The sequence below is a fragment of the Rhodococcus sp. FG69 genome, assembly GCF_057808915.1.
The window spans coordinates 19,674-44,866 of record NZ_JBMDIX010000001.1; the positions used below are offsets into that span (position 1 = coordinate 19,674).

Below are 25,193 nucleotides of genomic sequence, written 5' to 3' on the forward strand. Positions count from 1 at the left end.
GGTGAAGCGGGTGTTTACAGGGCGAGGATCAGGATTGTGCGGTGAAGCCGAAATCCGCGATCGACGACTGGTTGCGTCCACTGTCGGTGCTGAGGCCGGTGATCCACACCAGAACGTGGCTCGTCGGCTCCGTCATCTGCAGAGGAATATCGGTGACACCACTTCCGAGAGTTGCCTCGCCGATGATCGTCGTATCACTGAGGCTCGGAGAATCGCTCGGGGCCGATCTGATCTCGACGACTGTTCCGGGTGACGGAGAGTTCACGAACGCGCTGGTGAGCACTGACGACGATGGCAGTGTCGCAAGCAAGCCCACGCCCTCCTTGAGTGAGGGGAATGGCTGGAAGTAGGAGTCCGACGCCCACACGGTCGAAGGATCGCCATCGGTCGCATTGGACGCCGTCGAGGCATTGTCCGCACTGCCCTGCGGTGAGAACACCTCGACCGAGTCGATAGCAACGGGCGCCGCGGCCGGGGTCGCAGCCTCGGGGGCCCCTGGTGCGGGCGGCACTGTCTCGGGCGTCGTGAGACCGAAATCCTGTTGCGTCAACGGTTCATCGGAGTTGCCGCCGGCGATGGTGGTGAACAGCCAGTACCCGGCGAAGCCGAGGACAACGACGGTCAGAGCACCGAGAACGGCAAGCGCGATGTTGGTTCGTCTCGATCGCTGCTGTTGTGCCGCAATCTCTTCGGGGTCGGCGAGGGAATGCCCGCTGGCCCCTGGAGCTCGCTGTCCCAGACGAAGCGCGGGCATCATGTCGGTCTTGTCGTTGACGACGGCAGCCTGGTCGAGGACGTGCTGAACGGTTGCCGCAGTCCTGATTCCGCTGTTCTGCTCGAGCGCGCGTACAGCAACAGCCGAGATTTCGAACGGAACATCGGACCGAATCCGACGTGGCTCGACGGCATGGCCACTGGCGTCTCGATCTGCGGGCTTCATGCCACCGACAGAACGCAACTGTCCGTCCGGACGGGTGTTGCCGGCTGCGTCGACGAGGGGCCATCGTGCGGTGATCAGGGCGTAGAGCATGGCGCCGAGTCCACGAACGTCCGAACCCGGGTCGGCGTCGGCGAGTGTCGCGGGGAACGCAAGGACGGCGTTTCCGCTCGTGCTGATGCGAACACGATCGGGGTGGTCGATCGACAGTGCGCCGCCGCTGCGGTGAGCCGCTTCGGCAGCGCCCGCCAGCGCCTTGATCGCTCGCGCTGCACCAGTCGGGGATGGAACGGTGTCCGCCATCTCGCGCAGTGAACGACCGGGCGTCCATTCGGCGACGACGATGCCACCGGAACTACCGCGCACGACGTCGAGCACGCGCGCAAGTCCGGGCGAGTTGATGCGGCCGAGACGCAATGTGCGCGACAGGATTGCCTGCGGACCTTCCGGCCCATCTGCCGAGGCATCGCCGGCGCGCTGGTCGGCGTCGACGAAGGTGAGAGCCACCTCGCGGTCGAGCTTCACATCGTGTGCCTGCCAGAACTTGAGTCCGCGAGCACCGCCGTGTGGGGCGAGCAGCCGGTAGCGGCCACCGGCAACCGACGCTCCGGGAATGAGTTTGGGGCCGCGCAGCGCGCGCGGGTTCTCACTTGCAGCGGGCGAAGCCGTCAAGCCGCCGACTGTTGCGGTACCGGGCGTGACCTGCGATGCAGCGCTGGCGTTCTGGTCGGAAGCCTGATCCGCTGGTGCGTCGTCGGAATCGTGCTTGTCCGGTGCCGCTGACTTCTCGGGCGCGAGTGCGCTTGTCTCCGAAGGGTTCTCGTCGGCAACAACCTCGTCGGGATTGCCCGGCTGTTGCACCGATGCCTCGACCGTGGACTCGTCGACAGCGGGAGTCTTGTCGGTCGAGCTCGTGTCGGAGTCGGTGCTGTCGGACGACGATGGTGTGGGCGCAGCTGTCTTGGGCGGAACCGAGGGCATGTGTGCGCGCTCATCCACCTCGACTCCACCAGGTGCTCGGTCGGCGCCGTTCTTCACGGATTCGGCCGGCCCCCCAGCCACTTCGTCGTCGGTCACTCTCACTCCTTCACGCGTATGTGCCCCGGATTGCCCCACATGACCACCCCGTTCGGGCGGACGTGGCGGGGACTGCGTCCCGGTTCGCCGAGGTCCAGGGTACGGGAGTCGGTCGCGTGCAGTGTCCCATGCAGCGGCGGAACTGACGACCGGTATCGCTTCGGTCTGCTGGGTGGGGAAAGGTTCGGCCGATTCGGTGACGGACGCGGTCCTGCCCCGAACTCGGTCGACCAGTTTGCGCACGGCGACCGTCACCGCCAGCACCTCCGGAATTCGGCCGAACCACAGGATTCCGAAGGTGATACCGAGCATCAGGACGGCACAGATCCCGACGCGCAGCAACGCGCCGACCACGCCTAGCGGTTCGGTGACAGCTCCGAGGTCGGCAATCCGGTCGATGGCGAGCATCGCGGTGCCGCCCGCTGCAGATGCGATGAGCACCATCCAGATGGTCTTCCCGATGTTGATCATCCGCAGGTTGCCGAGGCTTCGATGCAGCAGGAATCCGCCGATGCAGGCACCGACGACGAATCCGAGGCCATTCGCGACGCCGAGCCAGAGGACGACCTGCTGATCGTTGCGTGCCAGGACGGGTGCCAACGCGGACAGGGCGATCTTGACGCCGGTGATGCCGAGAATGATCCAGGTCGGCGTCCACGCCTGTTCTCGTGCGTAGAAGACTCGAAGGTGGATCAGGACCAGTGCGTACGGGATGAGAGTGAAGGCCGACCAGCTGACTGCTTCGCCGAGTCGTCCCGCATCACTGGCGAAGTTGCCGAAACCGAACAGGGCTTCACCGACCCATGGTCCGGCGAAGGTCAGGAACACCACGATGGGTACGAGTGCGACGAGCGTCAGTCGGGTAGCGACCGACAGATCGTCGACGACAGCGGGGGTGTCCCCGTTGGCCGCGTTCCGGCTGAGCCGCGGCATGATCGCGGTCAACACCGTCACGCCGAGGATCCCGTAGGGCAGCTGCAGCAGAATCCACGCTTGCGAGTAGATCGCCGGGCCGGCTTCGTCGGCCCCGGCGGAGATCTTCGTCGCGAAGACAAGACCGGCTTGGCTGATGACGACGTACAGGATGATAGCGGCCGCCATGCCGCCGAAGGCCTTGAGCCGGGCGTCGAATCCCCACAGTGGTCGCAGGTCGATCTTTTCTCGCCGCAGAGCCGGGATCAGGGCCGCCACCTGGGTCACGACACCGGCGGTGACGCCGAGACCGAGGATCAGGATGTGTGGGTCGCTCATCTCGACAGGATCGAGCGTTATCTCGCCCGGCACGAGGAAGTACAGCGAGAAGATCCCGAGTACGACCAGGTTGTTCCACACAGGCGCCCAGGCACCGGGGCGGAAGTTCTGCCGAGTGTTCAGTACCGCGGTGAGCAGCCCGGACAGGCCGTAGAACAGAATCGCTGGTAGGACGAGGTACGACAGCGCAATTGTCAGTTCGCTGCTGACCTTGGCATCGTCGTCGATCAGCATTCGGCTCAGCACCGGCGCGCCGATGGTTGCGATCACCGCGACGACGGCAAGCATCGTGAACGCGATCGTGAACAGTCTGCGCACGAACGACGTGCCGCCGTCGGGATCCTCCATTTCGGCCCGCACCAGAACCGGTACGACGATCGCGCTGAGCACCGCGCCGAGGACCAGCTCGGAAATCATGTTCGGCAGAATCGTCGCTGCCGTGAAGGAGCTTGCGATCGCGCCGCCGAGAATCGCGAGCATGACGACCTGTTTGAAGAACCCGGTGATCCGACTGACCAGTGTTGCCACGGCGATCGACCCCGTCGACGCGAGCAGGCTCTTCTGCTTCGCCGGGGGGCGAGCGTCGGGTTCGGGTGTCGGTTGCGGCTGGTCCGGGACCGGCGGGAAGTCCTCGTCGCGGAACCTGGGAATGAGTTGGGTGACGGAATTGTCCGGAGCAGGCCCGCCGTCGGGAGACGGTGGAGCCGGGTAGCTGCGCATCTCGCGTGGCCGTGCATACGCGTCGCGTTCCCACGGCGCCTGACGAGGTGGATCGACGCGCCTGAACACCTGGGCTGCGGGCAGCCGAGTGCGCGGGCCGTCCCCCCGGTAGGGCATGTCGCCCGAGTGGGGGATATCGCTACCCGTCATGGCCGTTCGTACCCTTCGTCTGCTGGGTCCGGCTGACCCCTGAACCTGTGCAGAAGTCTGCGGCCGGCGAGTAGTAGCAGCAGAACCCCCGCGGAGGCGGTGATGATCGCCAGCGCCTGTCCGTATGCGTTAGACCGTACGGACACCGTCGACGCTTCGCCCAACTGCTGGCCGTCGAGGGTGGTCAGGGAAAAGTCGACAGCCAGGTTGCGGCTGTCGTCGACCTGGGCCGGAACTGTGATCGTTCGGCTTCCTCGCGCAGGCAGCGCCATGGCGCCGACGTCGCTGACGGTCATTTCCGGTGGCGCGTCGACCTTGAGCCGCACGTTCACCCCGACTGGGAGGTCGTTGCGGGCGACCAGCAGCAACGGACTCTGTTCGGACGCCAACGTGTACACACCGCCGGGGGCGAGGACCGTAACGGATTGAAAGATGCCGTCGAGTCCGGACTCGGAACCGTCCATCCGTACCCGAGCTGCGTTCGACGCGGCTTCGGAACGATCGGCGGTGCCGATCGCACGGAGCAAGTCCTCCCGAAGCGGGGCCGTGTACAGGCGCGGTGTCAGAGCAGACTGAGGGTCGTCGACCAGTGAGCCCCGTAGCGCCTCGATGCGCTTGCTCTGCGCCCGCACGCGATCCTCGAGATTCACGTCACGATCGTCCTGATCGATGGTTCTGGTCTCGACAGGCAGTCCGGTCGGTACGGCGGCGGCGAGCTCGGCGAACGGTCGCGCCGACGCAAGACCGGAACGAAGCAGCGACGACACGGTTCCGAGAATGGCGTCGGGTTCGTCACCGCCTGCCGTCCAGTACTGGGGTGGAGCGATCGTCAACGTGCGCGGCGCACCGCCCGTCGGAGCCAACGAGTGATAGGCGACCGCGCCCAGTGCATCCTGTAGGCGAGCTGTCCTGGAATCGTTGGTCAGATCGTATCGCTGGTTCTCGGGCGTGAATGCGGGTGTACTCGGGTCGTCCCCGACGCCGGCCAACGCAGTCGCCGTCGCAGCGTCGAACACGGTGGCGTTCAATTCCGCGTCGACACTGCTGCCACCGACCACGCGGGCTACGGCTCCAGACGCACTCGGCGCGATGCTGTTGTCCGCGAGCAGTGCAGTTCGTGCACCGATCGATCGCACCGCTGCAGCTCCGGTCTCGCCGAGCTGTCCCGTCGAACTCCAGACGATGCCGCGCACAGAAGTCACCCCGAGGATGGCGTCGACCACGTCGGATGGCGATTCGAGCGCGGTCGACACCAAGGAGGCATCGCCGACGTTTCCCAACGTGTCGAGATCCACCTGAGCGAACGGCAACGCAGTCACACACGTCGACTGCGTCAAGGTTTCCAGTCTGCTCAACCAGTTCGACGCCACTTCCCGGCCGGTACCTTCGCGGGCGGGCCCGGTCGGATCGGCAGGGTCGTCGACGATGGAGTAGCCGCGAGTCATGTTCGACACGGTCACCAGCAGGTCCGGGTCGACGGCGAGACACAGAGATTCGGCCAGGCGTCCTTCCGGATCCAGCTCGTCGGTCGTCGCGAACTCGACTGATTGCAGGAGTTCGTCGAGGCGCCCGCCCGGTGCCAACTCGCCGGCAAGTTCGTCGTCGACGAGACGTACTTTCTCGTCCAACGACCCGGGGATTCCCGCAGCGAGGCGTGGCTTGTCGGCTAGGGGCCACAACAATGTCGTCGCCACCGGATCGGCCGTGCTGGGCGGCAACGGCTGTGCATCGGGTGCCATCGGGTCGAGGGCGGTCGGATCTCGCGGAACCCCAGTGACCGGCAGGAGGAAGCGAGCGTCGTCGAGCCGAGCAGTACCGCCGTACTCGGGTGTGCCGTTGACGTTGAGCAACAGCGGGTACACGCCGGGTCTGTCGATGCCGAGCGACGGGCCCTGCGAGCTTCGAAGTGGCATCGAGATGACGAACTGTGTGCTCGCGCCCTGCTCGAGGTTCACAGCGACATTCTGAAATTCGCCGACGTTGAGGTATTCCTGCTGATCCAGCGACAAAGTCGTGCGTAGCTCCTCGGGCGCATCGACGGCGTCGGCGCTTTGCATACGGACGCTGATGTCGTCGACACGACGATCTCCGGTGTTCGTCACCGTGGCGCGCACCGTAACGAACGGTTCACTGGTGGTCGTGACCGTCCCAGGTGCCACTGCATCGACGGAAAGCCGCAGGAACTGGCTTCCCCTATCGGTCTCGGGTAGGTCGGTGTCACCAGACTGGTACGAGATCTCGGTCGGGTCCTGGGTTTCCTGAGCGACGGCCGGCCCGGGCACCAGAACCGACGGGATCAGAACGAACATCAAAGCAGTCAATGTGGCCGCAGTGACTTTCGAGCGCCGCACCATCACTCCCCGCCGACGTGCGTCTCGGGATCCGAGTTGTTCATACTCTCGATCAGCTGGCTGGCGATCGCAGCCAACTTCCGCTCGTCGGCGTACGCCAACCGTGAAGCCAGTTCACTGAGTGGAACCCACGCGACCTCGGTGACCTCGACGTCCTCGTCCGACAACTCGCCGCCGAGAAAGCGCAATAGATAGTGGTGCACCGTCTTGTGGACGCGGCGGCCCTCGGTGACGAACCAGTAATCGATGCTGCCCAGCGACGCCAACACCGATCCGCGTATGCCCGTTTCCTCGGCAACCTCGCGCATAGCGGTCTGTTCGGCAGTCTCGCCCTGCTCGATGTGGCCCTTCGGAAGCGACCACAGCAGTCGTCCACGGCGGTCGGTCCGGCCGATCAGAGCGGCGCAGCGCTGCGCCGGAGGACCATCCAGACCGTCGACGACCAGGCCTCCAGCGGAAGTCTCGCGCACCGTCCGCAGCCGTGGCTTGTCGCTGTCGGCGCGCGCAGTCCGCCGCCGCGGGTTGCGGCGGCTCCTGTTCGCACGTTCGCCAGCAGACACCCAATCCATACTAGATGGAAATGGACGGTGATCCTCCTCGCCGCACCGTGACGGTTGCGCGGGCACTCCTTGTGTCCCGTCTACATGGGGTCATTCCGCAGGCTCCACTCCCGTCTACATGGGGTCATTCCGCAGGCTCCACTCCCGCCGCCTAGGCTTTCTCGACGTGCCCGAGAAGTCTCCGATCCCCCGACCGTTCGACGAGTCAGCCGACCGTCGCAGTCGGCTGTTGGCGTCGGCTGCGGTGACCCTGAACAAACTCTCCGATGTACTTGCCCCCTTGGCGGCTCGATTCGCAGCCGAGGGCCACGAGCTGTACCTCGTCGGTGGCAGCGTGCGCGACGCCGTCCTGGGCCGTCTCGGCAACGATCTGGACTTCACGACCGATGCCCGACCCGAGGTCGTGCAGCGCCTGCTGTCCGGCTGGGCGGACAATCAGTGGGACACCGGCATCGCCTTCGGCACCGTCAGCGCAGCCAAGGGCGACCAGCAGATCGAGATCACCACCTTCCGGACCGATTCCTACGACCAGGTCTCACGCAATCCTGAGGTGCAGTACGGCACGAGTCTCGAAGAAGACCTGATTCGACGCGACTTCACCGTCAACGCGATGGCGGTACGGCTCGGCGCCGACGGGTCCCAGGAGTTCGTCGATCCCCTCTCCGGCATGGATGCGCTGCTCGAAGGCCTACTCGATACACCGTCGACGCCGGAGAAGTCGTTCGGCGACGATCCGCTGCGCATGTTGCGCGCCGCCCGCTTCGTATCGCAGCTCGGTTTCTCGCTGATGCCTCGGGTCCACGACGCGATCACTGCGATGGCCGGGCAGATCGAACGAATCACTGCCGAGCGTGTGCAGGTGGAGTTGGACAAACTGATTCTCGGTGAGTTCCCGATCGAGGGAATCGACGTGATGTGCGAGACCGGACTCGCCACACACGTACTGCCCGAGGTTCCTGCGATGAAGCTCGAGATCGACGAGCATCATCAGCACAAGGACGTCTACTGGCATTCACTGACGGTGCTCAAGCAGGCGATCGATCTCGAAGATGGCGATCCGGATCTCGTATTGCGTTGGGCTGCACTGCTTCACGACATCGGCAAGCCCGATACCCGCAGGCACGAAGAGGGCGGTGGCGTCAGCTTTCACCACCACGAGGTCGTCGGAGCGAAGATGGTGCGCAAACGAATGCGCGCACTGAAGTACTCGAAGAAGATGATCGACGACGTATCCCAGCTCGTGTTTCTGCATCTGCGGTTCCACGGCTACGGCAAGGGGCAGTGGACGGACTCCGCGGTACGACGCTACGCAACAGATGCCGGCGATCTACTTCCCAAGTTGCACAAGCTCGTTCGCGCAGACAGCACCACCCGGAACAAGCGTCGGGCCGCAGCGCTGCAAGCAACCTACGACGATTTGGAGGAGCGCATAGCCGCGCTCGCCGAGCAGGAGGATCTGGCTCGGGTTCGCCCCGATCTCGACGGCAACGCCATCATGGAATTGCTGTCGATCCCGGCCGGTCCAGAGGTCGGGAAGGCATGGAAGTTCCTCAAGGAACTGCGTCTCGATCGCGGGCCACTCCCCCGCGAGGAGGCCGAGAAAGCGTTGCTGGAGTGGTGGAAAACGCTGTGAGCTGTGCGTGTGGGGCCGCCGGCCCAGTGGCACGAAAGAGTGCACGGTAGCGCACTTAACCGTGCCACTGGGGGCGGAGCCCCCAAAGGTTCGCGGTCCTACGACACGGCAGCTTTCATCAGATACACGTTGTAGCTGTCCCATTCGGAGACGGTGAAGTACAGCTCGCCGTCCTTGGACCACGGGTGCATGAAGCCGCCGTAGGCCTTGGGGTACTCGGCGGTGCGCACCAGCGTCGTGGGCGGCGTCCACTGTCCCTGTGGTGTAATCGATTCGCGCAGAACGATGTTGCCTGCGATCGGATCGAGATACGTCATCTGCCAGATCGACCGCTGCGCGTCGTAGCGGACCGACAGCTCGCTGGCTATACCATCGGCGATGGGGGTGGCTTCGTTGAAGTCCACCGGCGCCCACGTACCGTTCACCCAGTACTGGTAGGCAGTCTTGTTGAGCACGTCGTCCTTCGGCACGCGTGCGAGTCCGACTGTGCCGACGCGGCCGTTGACCGTTCCGAACATGTAGACGTGGTCGCCCTGCGGAACCATCGTCGAGACCTGGAATTTCGAGAGCCCGAACATGTTGTCCCAGCGGGCATGCGGGTCCTTGGTCCAGGTGGAGCCGTTGTCGTCGGAGTACGCGATACCCCCGTAGTTGGTCCACCACATCCCCGGTACGCTGCTCCAGCGGCGAATGGACATGTACGACATGTATTGACGGTCGCTGACCGCGAATCCCGACGTCGGGATGACAGTAGTCTCCCAATTCTTCACCTTGCGGCTGCTGATCAATTCGGCTGCGTGGCAGCGTGAGTCCTGCACCATACTGTCGATGGTCATACCGTCGGACAGGTCGGAGTCGGTGCTGTGGCCGAGCGTGTTGCTGCGCCAGTCCGGTCCACCGACTACGCCGAATTCCCAACCCTTGCCGAAGGAGTCACCGAACGCGACGGCAACCTCGCCGGGTTTGCTCTCCCACATGATGCCGAGGTCGGTGCCGTCGACCTGCCAGCGCTTGTCGGTGCGGTTGTCGGAGCCAGGCCCGGTGACCTGTGAGACGACGGAGACGTCGAGGACAGCCGGTTGCGGCGGAGCGCCGCTGATCGGGCCCGGTTCCGCGGGATTCACCGCGGCGGGTGGCGCGGGAGCGATCGGCTCACCGGGCGGACCCGGGATCGGGATCGGAATCGTTTCGGGCTGCGGATCGATCTCGATCCGTGGAAACGGGAGTTCGGCGGAGCCGGACCCGACGGCAATATCCTGAGGATCGTCCGTGAGGTCCGGACACGGATCCATACAGGGGTCCGGTAGTGGCTCGGCCTCGACGCGGGTGCGGTCCGGTGCTGGATCGGGCAACGGAACCAGCTCGACGGACGGGTACGGCACCGGAATGACGAACCGGTCGGGGATGGGGGGAAGCACCGGAGGCGAGTCGAGGCTCAGCGGCTCGGGCGGATAGTCCTTGGGGTCGAATCCGGTTTCGCCGCACGCGTTGACGGGCGGAGCGGGCGCAGCGGACGCTGGTGCAACCAGGATGGTGCTCGACGCGGTGAGCGCGAGCGCGCAGACCAGAACAGTCGATCTGGCGCGCATGCGTGTTCCTCCTGGCTGGAGAGTTCTCGTACCGTGCGGTGTGCAAAACAAGGTAGCACCGGACGAGCTAGCGGGCGCGCCGGGCACTGAGGGACACGACGACGAGTCCCAGCACGTAGACCAGGCCGCCTGCGAAGACGACGACGTGGGCCGAGGCGTCGCCGGCGAGATTGGATGTGGTCGGGCCGACGGCGAATGCTGCCGCGGCGAGGGCGCCGACGAAGAAGATGTTGAAGACGGTGTCCTGCAACGCGAAGACCCGGCCGCGATGATCGTCGTCGATGTCGGTCTGCATCGACGCGTCGCCGGTCAGCTTGATGGTCTGCCCGGCAGCGCCGAGCAGGAACGCGCCGATGAGCAGGCTCGTCTGGGTGAGGGCGGCGATGAACGTCACCTGGACCACTGCCGCGAGCGCCAGCGCTCCGACGATGGAACGAACACGGCCGAGGCGCGGCAGTAGAAACGGCGTCAGGACCGCGGCGACGAGCATACCCACGGCAGTCGCACCGAGTGCGATACCGAACCCGGCCAAACCACCCGGCAACGAACTCGGCGTCGTCTCTCGCAGGATCAGCACCATGACGAGCGTGTCGATTCCGAACACGATCCGGTGGGCGCCGATGCCGGCCATCGCCGCGGTCACCGTCGGCGAATTCCAGACTGCGACGGCTCCCGATTTCAGGCCTGTGGCGATGTCGGAGAGCGCCTCGAGCGCGCCTCGATCATCACGTTCCGTCAGTGTTGCCGGGCCGAGTGACCCTCGGGCGAAACGGGCAGCAGCGATCGTCCCGACTACCGAGCCTGATGCCGACACTGCCACGGCGACGCCGGATCCGACGTCGCCCGCGCCCACGACGCCGATGACCGCGACGGCGGCCCCAGCACCTGCCGCAGCGAAACCGGAACCGATTGTGGCGAGGAGCGAGTTCATCGGTACGAGCCACTCCGTCCTGATGACGTGCGGGAGGGACGCCGATGCACCTGCCATGACGAACCGACTGAGTCCGACGGTCGACAACGCGAGGAGGAGGAGCGGTGTCTCACCGCCGCCCGTCCACAGGACCGCCGCCGTGGCGACGATGAGCACCACGCGGACCACGTTTGCCCACAGCACCACTGCTCGCCGATCCCAGCGGTCGAGCATTGCGCCCGCGAACGGTCCGATCACCGAGTACGGCACGAGCAACACGGCGAATCCGGCAGCGATGGCGGCTGGGTTGGATTCGCGCTCGGGGTTGAACAGGATCGCCCCACTGAGAGCGGCTTGAAACAGGCCGTCGCCGAACTGCCCTGCGAAGCGGATGGTGGTGAGCTTGCCTGCTCCTGGCGAATTGCGTAGCCGTGCCAGGAAGGTTTCGTCGCTCACTCACGGGACTGTAGTACGAGGAATTCAATGGGAATCTTCGAGAAGGATAGCCAATACGGAATATAGTAGTTATGCTACAAATCATCGTCAGACCACGATGCTGGGAGGCCGGGGTGAGTACATCGAGCGATGTCGCCATCGACGTCGAGGACGTGCGAATGAGGTATGGGGCGACCGACGTTCTGAAGGGGGTGACGTTCCGGGCGCACCGAGGTGAAGTCCTCGTGATGCTGGGTCCGAACGGGGCGGGCAAGTCGACAACGCTGGAGATTCTGGAGGGATTTCGTCTGCGATCTTCGGGGCGAGTCGAGGTGCTCGGCAGCGACCCTGCCGACGCGGACGAGCTGTGGAGGGCACGCATCGGAGTGGTACTGCAGTCCTGGCGTGACCACGGGCGTTGGCGGGTAGGCGAACTGCTCGACTACCTCGGCTCCTTCTATGTTCCGTTCGGTACCGCCGTACACCGCCGCCCCTGGGACATCGAACGACTGCTGGAACTGGTCGGACTCACCGATCAAGCAGGGAGCAAGATCGGATCGCTCTCCGGTGGGCAACGGCGTCGGATGGATGTGGCGATCGGAATCGTCGGCAAGCCCCAGGTCCTCTTTCTGGATGAGCCGACGGCAGGGTTCGATCCCGATTCGAGACGCGAATTCCATGATCTGGTACACAGATTGGCCGATCTCGATGGGACAACCATCCTCGTCACCACTCACGATCTCGACGAGGCCGAGAAATTAGCGGACAGAATCGTCATTCTCGGAGGCGGTCGGATCATTGCCGACGGTTCACCGGATGACCTTGCCCGCACCATGCCTTCGGATTCGGAAGTGCGGTGGAGTGTCGACGGTAGTCGTTCGGTGCACAGCACCGCCCAGTCGGCGAGGTTCGTACACGATCTGTTCGCGCAGTACGGCGACCGCGTCGTGGACCTGGAAGTACGTCGCGCAACTCTGGAGGACACCTACATGTCTCTGGTACACGACCACGCATCGATCGGTCCGGCTCGCACAATGGAAGCGGTGACTCGATGAGCGCGAAGGGCGTAGCGGTACGAGCAGGGTTGCGGCGCACCCGAATAGAGCTCCGCCAGATGTTCACCGATCCGCAGGGTCTGGCCGCGCTGTTCCTCTTCCCGGCATTGATCATGGTCGCGTTGTTCTTCATGCGAAACGGGACCTTTCAGTCGACCGGTTACGGACTTGCGGTGCTGGCGTTGCCCGGTGTCATGGGTACCATCGTGTTCTTCAACGGTGTGTACACCATCGGTGAGAGTTTCGTGCTCGACCGCGAGGATGGAACACTGTTGCGTGCCAAAGCAACTCCGAACGGAATGATCGGATACTTCGTCGGGCGTATCGGCACCAACGCCACTGCCGTCCTGGTTCAGGTGATGGCAGTACTGGGCGCTGGGGCGATCATTGTCGGTGGTGTCTCCTTGGACGGTGCCCGATCGTGGATCGTCCTCGCGTGGGTTCTGGTACTGGGACTATTGGCGACGTTGCCGCTCGGTGCGTTGCTCGGGGCAGTCGTGGGCACCGCGCGTGGTCTGTTCTTCGTAACGATGCCGCTGATGTTGGTCGTCGGAGTCTCGGGGATCTTCTATCCGATCACCGCGCTCCCGGGGTGGTTGCAGAGCATTGCTGAAGTTCTGCCGTGCTACTGGCTCGGACTTGGTTTGCGATCGGCATTGCTGCCCGCGGACGCGGTCGCCATCGAAATCGGCCAGTCGTGGCGCCATCTGGAAACGGCAGGTGTGCTCGGGGCATGGGCCGTCGTCGGACTTATGTTGGCACCGATAGTGTTGGGACGCATGGCCAGAAACGAATCCGGTAGCAAGATGGACGAGCGACGAGACAAGGCCCTCGCACGTGCCTACTGAAGTTATCTACAACCGCATCGCGATGTTGCGCGCCGAGCGCGGGATCTCGAGGCGGGATCTGGCCGACGCCCTCGGTGTGCACTACCAGACCATCGGCTACCTCGAGCGCGGTGAATACAGCCCGAGCCTCCATCTCGCGCTGCGGATTGCGGCGTACTTCGAGGTGTCGGTCGAAGTGATCTTCTCGATCGACCCCTTCGCGAGGATCGGGTCCAAGGAGTCTTCTGCCTGACACGCGGTCCCGCCGATACTGTGTCATCTATGACGACCACCCCCCGTGCGCGCGCCAGGGCGCAGACGCTGGCCGACATCACGCGTATCGGTCGCGATCATCTCGCCGCGGACGGTGCAGCCGCGCTGTCCCTGCGGGCGGTGGCGCGTGATCTCGGTGTCGTGTCCTCGGCGGTGTACCGCTACGTCAAGAGTCGGGACGAGCTGTTGACTCTCCTCGTCGTCGACGCCTACACCGAACTGGGTGACGAGGTCGACGCCGTGGTCGACGCGGCCGAGAGCCCGGTGGAGAAGTTCCTGGCGCTCGGTCGTGCCGTCCGGAGTTGGGGGCTGAGGGAACCCGCGCGATATGCATTGCTGTTCGGAAGCCCGGTTCCCGGGTATCACGCGCCGGCCGAGCAGACGACCGGGCCGGGCACGCGAGTCGTTGTCAAACTCGTGTCGATCTTCGATGACGCCTCCCGGTCGGGGCGACTGATCGATAGACCGTCACCGTCGTCGCTCGCGTCCTTGCACGGCAGCTTCACCGAGATTCGTAACGAATTGGGAACGGAATTGTCCGATGAGGCGATTGCCCGTGGAGTGTCGGTGTGGGCGTCGCTGTTCGGGGCGGTGAGCTTCGATGTCTTCGACCAATACGGCGCGGATACCTTCAGCAGCCGAGACGAGCTGTTCGAGTACCAATTGGCATGTCTGATCGAACTCGCAGGATTGGAGTGACACCTATGAACTCGTGCGATTCCTTACGTCACATCCGCTTGTGCGCGGTGCCACAATGTTCCCATGGCGGCGCACGCGGAAGAACCTGAAGACCAGACGGCATCCGTCGACCAGGGGGTACGGCCAGGGAGCCTGCTGGTGTCGTCGATCGAGCTCGTGGAACCGACGTTCAGACGTACCGTCATCTACATCATCGAGCACAACGACGCAGGCAGCCTCGGTGTCGTCATCAATCGGCCGAGCGAGACCGCCATCGCGAACGTTCTGCCGAAGTGGGCGGACCTCGCCGCACGACCGAAGGCTCTTTTCGTCGGCGGCCCCGTGAAGCGTGACTCGGCGCTGTGCCTGGCGACCGTTCGCACCGGCGTCGACGTCGACGGTTTTCCGGGGGTGCGTCGCGTCGACGGGCGTGTGGTCATGGTCGATCTGGATTCCGACCCAGCCGAAATCGCACCGCTCGTGGAAGGTGTCCGAATCTTCGCCGGCTACTCGGGCTGGACGCTCGGTCAACTCGAGGGCGAACTCGAACGAGACGACTGGATGGTGGTGTCCGCTCTCGCGTCCGACGTCATCGGGCCGCCGAAGATAGATCTGTGGGCACACGTTCTGCGACGCCAGCCGATGCCGCTGGCGATGCTCGCGTCGCATCCGATCGATGTCGAACGGAACTGATGGGGCCTCTGCCCCGTGCTGAGCCGCATCTGACCGCGCACTGCGGCGGAGCCGCATCAATGCGCGAAATGTGTCCTCGCCGGATGACCCTTCCCCGCTGCTGCCGCGTCGAGTTGGTCGATCACCTCGCCGATCGCGATGCACAGCAACCGTCCCAGATCGGCGCTGAAGCCCTCGCGCACGACGATGCGGAGCACGGCGACGTCCGTTGCATTGTCGGGCATCGTGTACGCCGGTACCTGCCAGCCGCGGGCTCGCAGTTCGTGCGAGACGTCGAACACCGTGTAGTGCTGCTTGCCGGTCAACTCGAACGAGATCACCGGGATCGCGCTGCCATCGGTGATGACATGGAATGCCGGGTGTTCGTTCAGATGACCGCTGACCCGAACTGCGGTGTCGCGCAACGCGTTCATGATATCGGTGTAACCGGATCGGCCGAGGCGAAGGAAATTGTAGTACTGCCCGATCACCTGATTTCCGGGCCGCGAGAAGTTCAGTGTGAACGTCGGCATGTCTCCGCCGAGGTAGTTGACCCGGAACACCAGATCCTCGGGTAGATCCTCAGGAGTACGCCATACCGCGAAACCGATTCCCGGATAGGTCAATCCGTACTTGTGACCGCTGGCATTGATCGATTTCACCCGCGGGAGCCGAAAGTCCCACTCGAGGTGCGGATGCAGGAACGGCACGACGAATCCACCGCTGGCTGCGTCGACGTGAACGGGAATGTCGGGGCCGCCACCGGCCGCGAGCGAGTCGAGCATGTCGCAGATCTCCGAGACCGGCTCCAGCTCCCCGGTGAACGTGGTGCCGAGGATCGCGACGACGCCGATGGTGTTCTCGTCGACGGCTCCCCGAACTTGATCGGGGGTGATGACGTACCGGCCCGGTTCCATCGGCAAGTACTTCGGCTCGACGTCGAAGTAGCGGCAGAACTTCTCCCAGACGACCTGAACATTGCTTCCCAGAACGAGATTCGGGCGAGTGGTGTCGGCGTCACCGCGTCGTGCTCGCCACCGCCACTTGAGAGCAAGTCCTGCCAGCATCACCGCTTCGCTCGAACCGATCGTGGACACACCCGTCGCGCTGTCCGGATCTTCGGGGTCGAGTCCCGGCGCGTGGAACAGGTCGGCGACCATGTTGACGCAGCGTTCCTCGATCGATGCCGTCGCGGGGTACTCGTCCTTGTCGATCATATTCTTGTCGAACGTTTCCGCCATCAACTTCTCGGCCTGTGGATCCATCCACGTCGTGACGAACGTGGCGAGGTTGAGGCGCGAGGAACCGTCGAGCATCAGTTCGTCGTGAATGAAGCGGTACGCCGCCTCCGGATCGAGTTGCTCGTCCGGCAGCCTGAGCGCAGGTACCGGGTTCGTCGCCAACCGACCGGTGTATGCCGCAGCGATCACTCCGCCAGGATGCTCGATTCGTGCCACGTTTCCTCCAAGGCAATAGGGGTCCCTTGGACGCTAACGTCGTACTACAGGCGTCCGCATCATCCTTCGCAGGCGATTTCTGCGGATAGTTCACTCGGCTCACCAAGCCCGTGGAGCATTCGCGCACTGTTTGTGAGGGCGTCCAACGACGACGCAGAATGGCAGATCCTTCTCCAGAACTTGCCGAACAGCATAGGAAAACTGTTTCGGTGAACTTAGTGTTCCTTCTGGCTCGGCTGACAGCATCGACGCTGCGCCACACGCGGAAGGCAGGGTTTCCGGAGGAGAAACTCGAACGTCGTTGTCACGGCTGGCTCTTCGTGGATGTCGTGTGTTTCGGTATGCGACGAAATCGATGCAGTAGCGGCATCTTTGCGCTCACGATTGCTCGTGGTCGCGTCCTTGGATGACCACATGAAGAAAGCGAACGGCCTATGTCGATCAAGCATGCCCGATCCGGCGGCACAGCGCGGTGGACCGCGACCATCGGAGCAATATCCTGTGCACTGTTTCTCGCCGGAACCGTCACCGCCACAGCGCAGCCCGCAGTAGAGCCGACTCCGCCGGCCACGATCACCGAGGACGGCGCGGAGGTCGTGCCGCCCGAGGGTAGCGAAGAGCAGCGGGTCAAGGCAGAGGACCAGGGCGTCGAGCGACCCAGCATCGACCAGGTCGGCCAGGCCTCCAGCACCTATGACCCGGAGAGCGAGACCTCCGGCTACGGACCGGTGTTCACCAACTTCATCGCCGGGTTCCTCTACAACGTGGTCAACCCCAACGTCGCCCCGCAGGGCGCGAACGATTGGAACTGCAAGCCCACCGCCGCGCACCCCGAACCGGTCGTTTTGCTGCACGGAACGTGGGAGAACGCATTCAACAACTTCTCTCGCATGTCGCCTGCACTGAAGGCAGCAGGGCACTGTGTGTTCGCGCTCAACTACGGCGACAGTGACGCCAGCGCTCTGGGCCACATCCAGTCCGTCCGCGGAACCGGCCCAGTTTCCGAGAGCGCCAAGGAAATCGCCACCTACATCGACGCGGTCCTTGCCCGTACCGGTGCCAGCAAGGTGAACATCGTCGGTCACTCGCAGGGCGGTCTGGTCACCCGTCAGTATCTCCGCTTCGAAGGTGGAGCCAACCCCTCGGATCCGAGCCAGAACAAGGTCAACAAGGTTGTCAGCGTCGCCGGATCCAACCACGGCACCACGCTCGTCGGCATCGGCACGCTCGGTCGCACCATCAACAACCTCGGCCTGAACGTGCTTGGCCTCGTCGGCGCGATTGCCGGTCCTGCCGCGTCCGATCAGGTTATCGACTCACCGCTGGTCAAGGCACTCGCCGTCGGTGGGGACACCGAGCCGGGCATCGACTACACCGTGCTCGGTACTCGCTACGACGAGGTGGTCACCCCGTACGACACGACGTTCCTCGCGGCGGGACCCAATGCGACCGTCAAGAACATCGTGCTCCAGGACGGCTGCGGCATCGACCTGTCCGACCATCTCTCGATCTCGGTATCGCTTCGTGCGATCGGCATCGTGAAGAATGCTCTCGACCCGGTTGGCACTCCGGCCACCGCAATTCCATGCGCGTTCAATTCGCCGATCACCGGTGGCTGAGTAGGCGCACGAGCCTAGCCAGCAGAGAGCCCGAGTCCGCCGCACGTCGCGGCGGACTCGGGCATCTCCCGTTTCACAGTTGTGTTGTTGCGGTGCGATTTCCGCCGTCGTACTTGGCGCGGTACATCATGGAGTCGGCGGCCCTCGTCGCCCTCGTGATGACGCTCGGTCCGCCGCTCCATAGGTCCGACGGGTTGGAAACGATGGCGGCACCGACGCTGACGGTGATCGGGATCGGATCGTCCGGACGGTAGAGGGAGCGCCTGACTTCGTAGATCAGATCGTGTGCGTGTTCGATCGGGCCGGAGAACACGATCAAGAACTCCTCACCGCCGGTTCTGGCCACCACACCGTCGCGTTGGAACAGCTCGCGCAGTCTCTGCGATACCGCGACGATGACGTCGTCTCCGGCGTCGTGTCCGAAGTAGTCGTTCACTGCTTTGAACCTGTCGATGTCGACCACCACGACGACGAGCGAGTGTCCCCGAGCGTGGCTACTCGACATGAGGACGGAAGCCGCGTCGTCGATTCCACGCCTGTTGAGCAGTCCGGTGAGTGGATCGAGAAGGGATCTTCTGGCATCGCGGCCGATTGCCGTCCATGCAATATGAGCGAGAAGAGGAATTGCCGAGTTGATCGCGAACACGACAAGTCCTCCGGCGATTGCCGTTGGGTTGTCTTCCACACTCCACAAGCACGCCCGCACCGTAGTGATGGAGATGATGATGGCGCACCAGACAAGGTGGGCGAGCAGCCATCGTTGACTCAAGAAATAGGTGCACAACGCGCCGGTGACGACGAACAGTCCGGAACCGATGAGTCCACCGAAGGGTTCGTACAGCACAAGCACCGATGCCAGTCCGACATCGCCGAAAATCGCGAACGCGATGAAGTCTCGGCGGGTAGGCAGCGGACCGAAGAACCACCGAAGCGCGACGGCCAACTGGAGCATCAGGACAAGTCCGACCCACGCCTGGGCCAACATGCTCTGTGGACCCCGCGAACTGAACAACATGAGAATCGATGCCGCGGCGAACAGCAGCGTTGCTGCACCGAAGACGTTCTGGATGGAGCGGTGCAGTCCACGGGTCGATCGATGCTTGATGATCCACTCATAGTCGAACGGTTGCTCGTACCACTCTTGCAGTGCCGTCCACACGGTGTCGGTAGCTGGTCGCCGGTGACTGGCCCTCTGTCCCTGTCGCCTGCCTACCGGTGGTCCTATGTCGTTCGTCATGGCCTCCGGTCACTACCCCTGTGTCGGTTCAGCCTAACCAGAAAAAGCGACAGTAAGTTTTGTTTTCGGACGATTCAACGCTGTGAAGAGAGCGTGTTGATGGTGCCGGCTATGTGTTCTGCGTTGGCTGTCGTGATGGTCAATCGCTGTCCGTTGGCGAATGTCACGAACACCGCCGGACCCTTCGTTGTCGCGACTGCATAATTCCCACGACCTTTGGCACGTAAACCCCATCCGCCGAAGTCCGAGAACGGATCTACCTCGCGTACGGACGCACCGGTGATCTCACCGATCGAATAGTCGAACGCGGACATCCCGAGGCTGCGCACGTGCAGTCCGGCTCGGTCGACGATCAGCTCGTAGCGCATCAGTGACACAGTCAGGATCGCGAGCGGCGCGAAAATGGCCACCGGCCACCAGGATTCCGACAACCAGCAGGTCAAGGCTGCAGCCGCTGCGGTGATCGAGAACAGGATCGTGAGTGCGACCCTGCCGGCTCCCAGAGGTTCGACGATGGGGAGATCCAGGTCCGTTGCTCTGGGCAGGGACGCCGGTGGCGGGGAGTCGGCATCGGTGCGCTCGCGGTAGTCGCGGAGCAGGGATGCTCCGAGGAGCCCCACGGAGAAGCCCACCAGGGTGCCGACGCCGAGCGCCCACCCTGGCACCTCCACGTTGTCCACCGCGGTCAAGTCGAGTTGTCTTTCGAGGATGGCCAACTGAAGGACGGTGATCAGCCCGACGACGGTGAGACCGATCATCAGCATCGTCCGTCGCATGATGAGCAGGCCGTGGGCGAGCGCTGCCAGTGCGCTGCACCCACCGCCGACGAGCACGATGACGATCGCGAGGGTCCACGCACTCGTGTTGGGGCTCATGAAGCCATCGGGCTGGGTGCCGGACCAGTGCGTTGCAATCTGCTCGGGAAGTCTGGACTTCCAGAGCTCGACCGCGATCAGCCCCAGTGCCGCAGCAGCAATCGGAACGACGACGCCGAAAACGACGCCTGCCGGGTCGAATGTCCGCTGCTTCATGATCTACGTCAGCTTGGGGCGCACGCGTCCTTGAGGCTGCAGGAAATACAGGAGTGGCCGCATCCTCCGGTCTCCGGGACGGGTGCTGCAGCGGCGGCACGGGCGCCGATCGAGCCTCCGACACCTGCGGTCACGAATGCGGCGATCAGGCACGCAACGACTGCGACGACGGCAAATGCTCCGGTCAACAGCACGGCAGCGGCGCCGCCGATGAAGAGGAGTAGAGCGGCGGCGGCGTTGGTGGGGCCGGCGACACGATTGGCCATGACGAACGTCTCGTCGTCGCGCATCGACTCGGTTGTCCGGACCCCTGCCCAGCGGTTACGTGGCAGTTTGCCCGCCAGGCTCGCAGCGGCTACCAGGCCGACGACGAGGGCAAGCACGAACAACAGTATCGACACGACGATCACGGTAGGTAAGGATACGTCGACTACAGGCCGCGGTACCAGGCGCCCCAACTCACGCTTTAGGCTGGTGGGTGTGACCGATCCAGTCGAAACGCCTTCCGAGTCCGTCCTCGAGCATCGCTACACCGCGGATGTGGCAGGGCGGATCGAGCAGCAGTGGCAAGACCTGTGGGATGAGCAGGGCATCTTCGACGCCCCCAACCCGGTTGGATCGCTTGCCGGTGAGGTTCCCAAGGACAAGCTGTTCGTCCAGGACATGTTCCCGTATCCGTCGGGCAGTGGCCTGCATGTCGGGCATCCACTGGGATACATCGCGACGGACGTCTTCGCGCGCTTCCACCGCATGCACGGTCGCAATGTCCTGCACGCGCTCGGTTACGACGCGTTCGGACTGCCCGCGGAGCAGTACGCCGTGCAGACAGGAACACACCCTCGCAGCACCACCGAGGCCAACATCGCGAACATGCGCCGCCAGTTGCGGCGATTGGGTCTCGGGCACGATCGGCGACGGTCGTTGGCGACGACGGATGTCGACTTCTACCACTGGACGCAGTGGATCTTCCTGCAGATCTTCAACGCCTGGTACGACGTCGACCAGGCCAAGGCACGCCCGATCTCGGAGCTGGAAGCAGAGTTCTCCTCGGGAGAGCGCGCGCTGGACGACGGACGTGACTGGACTTCTTTGACGGGGTCCGAGCGCGCCGGGGTGCTGGACTCCTACCGTTTGGTCTACGAGTCCAACTCGATGGTGAACTGGTGCCCCGGGCTGGGCACCGTTCTCGCGAACGAGGAAGTTACCGCCGACGGACGCAGTGATCGAGGAAACTTCCCGGTCTTCCGAAAGAACTTGCGGCAGTGGATGATGCGCATCACCGCGTACTCGGACCGCCTGATCGACGACCTCGAGTACCTGGATTGGCCGGAGAAGGTCAAGACCATGCAGCGCAACTGGATCGGGCGATCCCGCGGCGCGCAGGTCTCGTTCTCCGGGATCGAGGTGTTCACCACTCGTCCGGACACACTGTTCGGTGCCAGCTATGTCGTTCTCGCGCCCGAGCACGATTCGGTCGACGGGTTGGTGGCGTCCGAGTGGCCCAGCGGGGTGTCGGACGAGTGGACCGGCGGCGCTGCAACCCCCGCGGAAGCCATTGCGGCGTACCGCGCGTCGATTGCGGCGAAGTCCGACCTCGAACGCCAGGAGAACAAGGAGAAGACCGGCGTCTTCACCGGCTCCTACGCCGAGAATCCAGTCAACGGCGAACAGGTACCGGTGTTCATCGCCGACTACGTGCTGACCGGCTACGGCACGGGCGCGATCATGGCGGTACCAGGCCACGACCAGCGTGACTGGGAGTTCGCGACGAAGTTCGGCCTACCTGTTCGTGAAGTCATCGCCGGCGGCGACGTCACTGTCGCTGCGTACACCGGCGAGGGATCGCTGGTGAATTCCGGCTTCCTGGATGGACTTTCGGTCGAGGATGCGAAAGCCTCCGTGATAGCTCACTTGGAGAAGGACGGCAAGGGCCGCGGAACGATTCAGTACAAGTTGCGCGACTGGCTGTTCGCGCGTCAGCGCTACTGGGGCGAGCCGTTCCCGATCGTCTACGACTCCGATGGCAACGCACACGCCCTTCCGGATTCGGTGCTGCCAGTAGAGCTTCCCGAGGTCGAGGACTATGCACCGGTCTCCTTCGACCCCGATGACGCAAGTTCGGAGCCGTCGCCGCCCCTGGCCAAGGCGTCGGATTGGGTGAACGTCGAACTCGATCTGGGCGACGGGCTGCAGACCTACCGCCGCGACACCAACGTCATGCCGCAGTGGGCAGGCAGTTCGTGGTATCAGCTGCGCTACATCGACCCCACCAACTCGGAGACCTTCGCCGATCCGGAGAACGAGAAGTATTGGGTCGGACCACGCCCGGAGATCCACGGGCCGAACGATCCTGGCGGTGTCGACCTCTACGTCGGTGGCGTCGAACATGCCGTGTTGCATCTGCTGTACTCGCGGTTCTGGCACAAGGTGCTGTTCGATCTGGGCCACGTCAGCTCGAGCGAGCCCTACCGTCGCCTGTACAACCAGGGCTACATCCAGGCGTATGCCTTCACCGATGCGCGCGGGGTCTACGTTCCCGCCGACGAAGTGGAAGAGCGCGACGGCGGCTACTTCTATCAGGGTGAACCCGTCAATCGTGAGTACGGGAAAATGGGCAAGAGCCTGAAGAACTCCGTCTCCCCCGACGACATCTTCGCCGAGTACGGTGCCGACACACTGCGTGTCTACGAGATGTCCATGGGCCCGCTCGACACCTCACGCCCCTGGGCGACGAAGGACGTCGTGGGCGCGCAGCGGTTCCTACAGCGCGTGTGGCGGCTGGTGCTCGACGAGGAGACCGGCGTCGTTCGCGTCACCGACGAGAAGCCGACCGAGGACACCTTGCGCGTACTCAACCGTGTGATCGACGGCGTGGAAGCGGATTACACTGCGCTGCGCGACAATACGGCCGGGGCCAAGCTCATCGAGCTGACCAATCACCTCACCAAGGCATACCCGGACGGCGCGCCTCGCGGCGTGGTCGAGCCGCTGGTACTCATGCTCGCTCCGATGGCACCGCACCTGTCGGAGGAGCTGTGGCGCCAGCTCGGTCACGACCGGTCGCTCGCCCACGGGCCGTTCCCGCGGGTCGACGCCAAGTGGCTCGTCGCCGACACCGTCGACTATCCGATACAGGTCAACGGCAAGGTGCGCAGCCGCATCACCGTGCCCGCGGATTCCTCGGTCGGTGACGTCGAGAAGGTCGCGTTGGCGGAGGAGAAGATCGTGGCCCTGCTCGACGGCAAGGCGCCGACCAAGGTCATCGTCATTCCGGGCCGGATGGTCAACATCGTCCTGAAGTAGCCGCCTGCCGTCGAATTCGCACTTGTGCAGCTGAACGGTCGCATTTCGGCTGCACAAGTGCGAACTCGCGGAGACCGAACCCATCCTTGGAGGATGAGACTCGGACATTCGGCTTCTCCCAGGGGGCGTCGTGCGCTTTAATCTGTGCCATGTCACAGATCGGTAAAGGCTTTGTTGTGCGGTTGGTTACGCTGATCGCATTGGTAGTCGGTTCGAGCGCGTATGTCGCCCAGGCAGACCCGGGTCCAGGCTCTCCGATCCCCGCGAACGATCCGTTCTACAGCTACGACGGCTCCCTCGACGTGGCTCCGGGAACCGCACTGCGGACCCGACCCATGACCTTCGCGACGCCGACTCTGACCACGCCCATCAAGGGCGAGCAAGTGCTGTACCGGACTACCGACCAGCAGGGCGAGAGCGTCGTGACCGTCGCAACGGTATTGCGGCCGCTGATCCCCGGGCCGACGAAAATCGTCTCGTACCACATGGCCTACGACGCGCTCGGCTCTCAGTGCGACCCGTCGTACACCTTGAGCGGCGGCGCGACCAGCCCGATCGCCAGCGCCGAACAAACCGTCATCGCCGGATACCTCGCCGCCGGATACACCGTGGTCGCACCGGACTACGAGGGTGAAGAGCTGGAGTGGACGGTCGGACGCCAATCCGGATACGCGGCCCTCGACGGCGTCCGTGCTGCGGAGTCGTTTCTCGGGCTCCCGTCCTCGACTCCGGTGGGGCTGATCGGCTACTCGGGTGGATCCGTACCGACGCAGTGGGGTGCCGAGGTAGCGCCTCGCTACGCACCTGAGCTGAACATCGTCGGCGTCGCGGCAGGTGGTGTGCCCGTCGACTTTGCGCACAACCTTCCCTACGTCAGCGGCAGCCCCAAATGGGCCGGGGTGATTCCGGCGCTCATCGTCGCCTACCAGCGATCGTACGGTCTGGACACTTCCGAGTTTCTGTCCGAATACGGCGCTCAGGTCGTGGATCAGGTCGACCAGGAGTGCATCGCCCAGTTCGCCGACGACTACCCCACTCTCACCGACGCCGACATGGTGAAGGCGCCGTACACGTCGCTGCTCGATGTTCCGGCGGTGGTGGAGATCATCAACGACAACATCATGGGTATCTCCGGTACGCCGAGCGCTCCGCTCTTTCTGGCGGTCGGCCATTCCGATCCCATCGGCGATACCGTCATGATCACCGCCGACGTCCAAGGGCTCGCTCACGAGTACTGCGGCCGCGGCGTGGACGTGCAGTATGCCCAGTACGACGGCTTGAACCACGAGCTGGCCTTTCCACCCTTCGAGGCTCAGGCTTTGCAGTTCTTGACGGAACGCTTCGCGGGCGGCCCGACGAACGGCAATTGCGCGACCATCCCGGTCGGCAACTCGCTGGCTCCCACGCCCGTCCCCTGACACACGGCGG

At 64.1% G+C, this 25,193-nt stretch carries 18 protein-coding genes; 9 read left to right on the forward strand and 9 right to left on the reverse strand.

Annotation, left to right across the window (positions count from 1 at the left end; translation table 11 throughout):
* Positions 1-28: 28 nt before the first annotated feature.
* From ACODSO_RS00100 to ACODSO_RS00110, 3 genes are read right to left on the reverse strand one after another with little or no spacing between them, the layout of a single operon-like run.
* Positions 29-4,135 carry a murein biosynthesis integral membrane protein MurJ gene (locus tag ACODSO_RS00100; protein WP_489034098.1) on the reverse strand — a complete coding sequence of 1,369 codons (4,107 nt, stop codon included), beginning with the start codon at positions 4,133-4,135 and terminating at the stop codon, positions 29-31.
* Entirely contained in the window at positions 4,132-6,489 is a 2,358-nt protein-coding gene (locus ACODSO_RS00105) for a DUF6049 family protein (RefSeq protein ID WP_489034099.1), read from the reverse strand. The genes ACODSO_RS00100 and ACODSO_RS00105 overlap by 4 nt, the downstream gene beginning before the upstream one ends.
* The gene (locus tag ACODSO_RS00110; RefSeq protein WP_489034100.1) at positions 6,489-7,046 is read right to left on the reverse strand and encodes an NUDIX hydrolase; all 558 of its coding nucleotides are present in this window, start codon (positions 7,044-7,046) and stop codon (positions 6,489-6,491) included. The genes ACODSO_RS00105 and ACODSO_RS00110 overlap by 1 nt, the downstream gene beginning before the upstream one ends.
* A gap of 166 nt (positions 7,047-7,212) precedes the next feature.
* Between ACODSO_RS00110 and ACODSO_RS00115 the strand changes: the two genes are divergently transcribed.
* Positions 7,213-8,679, forward strand: a complete 1,467-nt coding sequence (locus ACODSO_RS00115) for a CCA tRNA nucleotidyltransferase (RefSeq protein WP_489034101.1) — start codon at positions 7,213-7,215, stop codon at positions 8,677-8,679.
* A gap of 98 nt (positions 8,680-8,777) precedes the next feature.
* Here the strand turns inward: ACODSO_RS00115 and ACODSO_RS00120 are convergent, their stop codons facing one another.
* Positions 8,778-10,268, reverse strand: coding sequence for a glycoside hydrolase family 183 protein (locus ACODSO_RS00120; protein ID WP_489034102.1), 1,491 nt, complete (start codon positions 10,266-10,268; stop codon positions 8,778-8,780).
* 67 nt (positions 10,269-10,335) lie between these two features.
* The gene (locus ACODSO_RS00125) at positions 10,336-11,634 is read right to left on the reverse strand and encodes an MFS transporter (RefSeq protein ID WP_489034104.1); all 1,299 of its coding nucleotides are present in this window, start codon (positions 11,632-11,634) and stop codon (positions 10,336-10,338) included.
* Positions 11,635-11,747: 113 nt separating this feature from the next.
* Here ACODSO_RS00125 and ACODSO_RS00130 point away from each other — a divergent pair, with 113 nt between their 5' ends.
* The 5 genes from ACODSO_RS00130 to ACODSO_RS00150 all read left to right on the forward strand — a co-directional run bounded on the left by ACODSO_RS00130 (position 11,748) and on the right by ACODSO_RS00150 (position 15,139).
* Positions 11,748-12,668, forward strand: coding sequence for an ABC transporter ATP-binding protein (locus tag ACODSO_RS00130; protein ID WP_489034106.1), 921 nt, complete (start codon positions 11,748-11,750; stop codon positions 12,666-12,668).
* Entirely contained in the window at positions 12,665-13,516 is an 852-nt protein-coding gene (locus ACODSO_RS00135) for an ABC transporter permease (RefSeq protein ID WP_489034108.1), read from the forward strand. Before ACODSO_RS00130 ends, ACODSO_RS00135 begins: the two co-directional genes overlap by 4 nt.
* The gene (locus ACODSO_RS00140) at positions 13,506-13,748 is read left to right on the forward strand and encodes a helix-turn-helix transcriptional regulator (protein ID WP_489034110.1); all 243 of its coding nucleotides are present in this window, start codon (positions 13,506-13,508) and stop codon (positions 13,746-13,748) included. The genes ACODSO_RS00135 and ACODSO_RS00140 overlap by 11 nt, the downstream gene beginning before the upstream one ends.
* A 29-nt stretch (positions 13,749-13,777) precedes the next feature.
* Positions 13,778-14,467 carry a TetR/AcrR family transcriptional regulator gene (locus ACODSO_RS00145; protein WP_489034112.1) on the forward strand — a complete coding sequence of 230 codons (690 nt, stop codon included), beginning with the start codon at positions 13,778-13,780 and terminating at the stop codon, positions 14,465-14,467.
* Positions 14,468-14,530: 63 nt separating this feature from the next.
* On the forward strand, positions 14,531-15,139 hold the full coding sequence (locus ACODSO_RS00150; protein WP_489034114.1) for a YqgE/AlgH family protein: 609 nt from the start codon (positions 14,531-14,533) through the stop codon (positions 15,137-15,139).
* 56 nt (positions 15,140-15,195) lie between these two features.
* Here the strand turns inward: ACODSO_RS00150 and gad are convergent, their stop codons facing one another.
* Entirely contained in the window at positions 15,196-16,575 is a 1,380-nt protein-coding gene (gad, locus tag ACODSO_RS00155) for a glutamate decarboxylase (RefSeq protein WP_489034116.1), read from the reverse strand.
* Between the two features lie 434 nt (positions 16,576-17,009).
* Between gad and ACODSO_RS00160 the strand changes: the two genes are divergently transcribed.
* Complete coding sequence (locus ACODSO_RS00160; RefSeq protein WP_489034117.1) at positions 17,010-18,194, forward strand: esterase/lipase family protein; 1,185 nt, start codon at positions 17,010-17,012, stop codon at positions 18,192-18,194.
* A 73-nt stretch (positions 18,195-18,267) separates the two neighbouring features.
* On the opposite strand, the gene ACODSO_RS00165 is transcribed toward ACODSO_RS00160, so the two are convergent.
* From ACODSO_RS00165 to ACODSO_RS00175, 3 genes are all read right to left on the reverse strand, one after another.
* Positions 18,268-19,431 (reverse strand): GGDEF domain-containing protein, encoded by a 1,164-nt coding sequence (locus ACODSO_RS00165; protein ID WP_489034118.1) that lies wholly within the window; start codon positions 19,429-19,431, stop codon positions 18,268-18,270.
* Positions 19,432-19,505: 74 nt separating this feature from the next.
* Positions 19,506-20,462, reverse strand: a complete 957-nt coding sequence (locus ACODSO_RS00170) for an SdpI family protein (protein ID WP_489034119.1) — start codon at positions 20,460-20,462, stop codon at positions 19,506-19,508.
* Positions 20,463-20,470: 8 nt separating this feature from the next.
* Complete coding sequence (locus ACODSO_RS00175; protein WP_068371729.1) at positions 20,471-20,872, reverse strand: SdpI family protein; 402 nt, start codon at positions 20,870-20,872, stop codon at positions 20,471-20,473.
* 70 nt (positions 20,873-20,942) lie between these two features.
* Here ACODSO_RS00175 and leuS point away from each other — a divergent pair, with 70 nt between their 5' ends.
* Both leuS and ACODSO_RS00185 read left to right on the forward strand, forming a co-directional pair.
* Entirely contained in the window at positions 20,943-23,765 is a 2,823-nt protein-coding gene (gene leuS, locus ACODSO_RS00180) for a leucine--tRNA ligase (protein WP_489034121.1), read from the forward strand.
* 149 nt (positions 23,766-23,914) lie between these two features.
* Positions 23,915-25,183 carry a lipase family protein gene (locus ACODSO_RS00185; protein ID WP_489034123.1) on the forward strand — a complete coding sequence of 423 codons (1,269 nt, stop codon included), beginning with the start codon at positions 23,915-23,917 and terminating at the stop codon, positions 25,181-25,183.
* The last annotated feature ends 10 nt before the right edge of the window (positions 25,184-25,193 follow it).

Coding starts and splice junctions, on each gene's coding strand:
- ACODSO_RS00170 (WP_489034119.1), bottom strand. CDS start 20,462: ATGAAGCAGCGGACATTCGACCCGGCAGGCGTCGTTTTCGGCGTCGTC.
- ACODSO_RS00135 (WP_489034108.1), top strand. CDS start 12,665: ATGAGCGCGAAGGGCGTAGCGGTACGAGCAGGGTTGCGGCGCACCCGA.
- ACODSO_RS00100 (WP_489034098.1), bottom strand. CDS start 4,135: ATGACGGGTAGCGATATCCCCCACTCGGGCGACATGCCCTACCGGGGG.
- ACODSO_RS00105 (WP_489034099.1), bottom strand. CDS start 6,489: ATGGTGCGGCGCTCGAAAGTCACTGCGGCCACATTGACTGCTTTGATG.
- ACODSO_RS00160 (WP_489034117.1), top strand. CDS start 17,010: ATGTCGATCAAGCATGCCCGATCCGGCGGCACAGCGCGGTGGACCGCG.
- ACODSO_RS00150 (WP_489034114.1), top strand. CDS start 14,531: ATGGCGGCGCACGCGGAAGAACCTGAAGACCAGACGGCATCCGTCGAC.
- ACODSO_RS00185 (WP_489034123.1), top strand. CDS start 23,915: ATGTCACAGATCGGTAAAGGCTTTGTTGTGCGGTTGGTTACGCTGATC.
- ACODSO_RS00165 (WP_489034118.1), bottom strand. CDS start 19,431: ATGACGAACGACATAGGACCACCGGTAGGCAGGCGACAGGGACAGAGG.
- ACODSO_RS00145 (WP_489034112.1), top strand. CDS start 13,778: ATGACGACCACCCCCCGTGCGCGCGCCAGGGCGCAGACGCTGGCCGAC.
- ACODSO_RS00120 (WP_489034102.1), bottom strand. CDS start 10,268: ATGCGCGCCAGATCGACTGTTCTGGTCTGCGCGCTCGCGCTCACCGCG.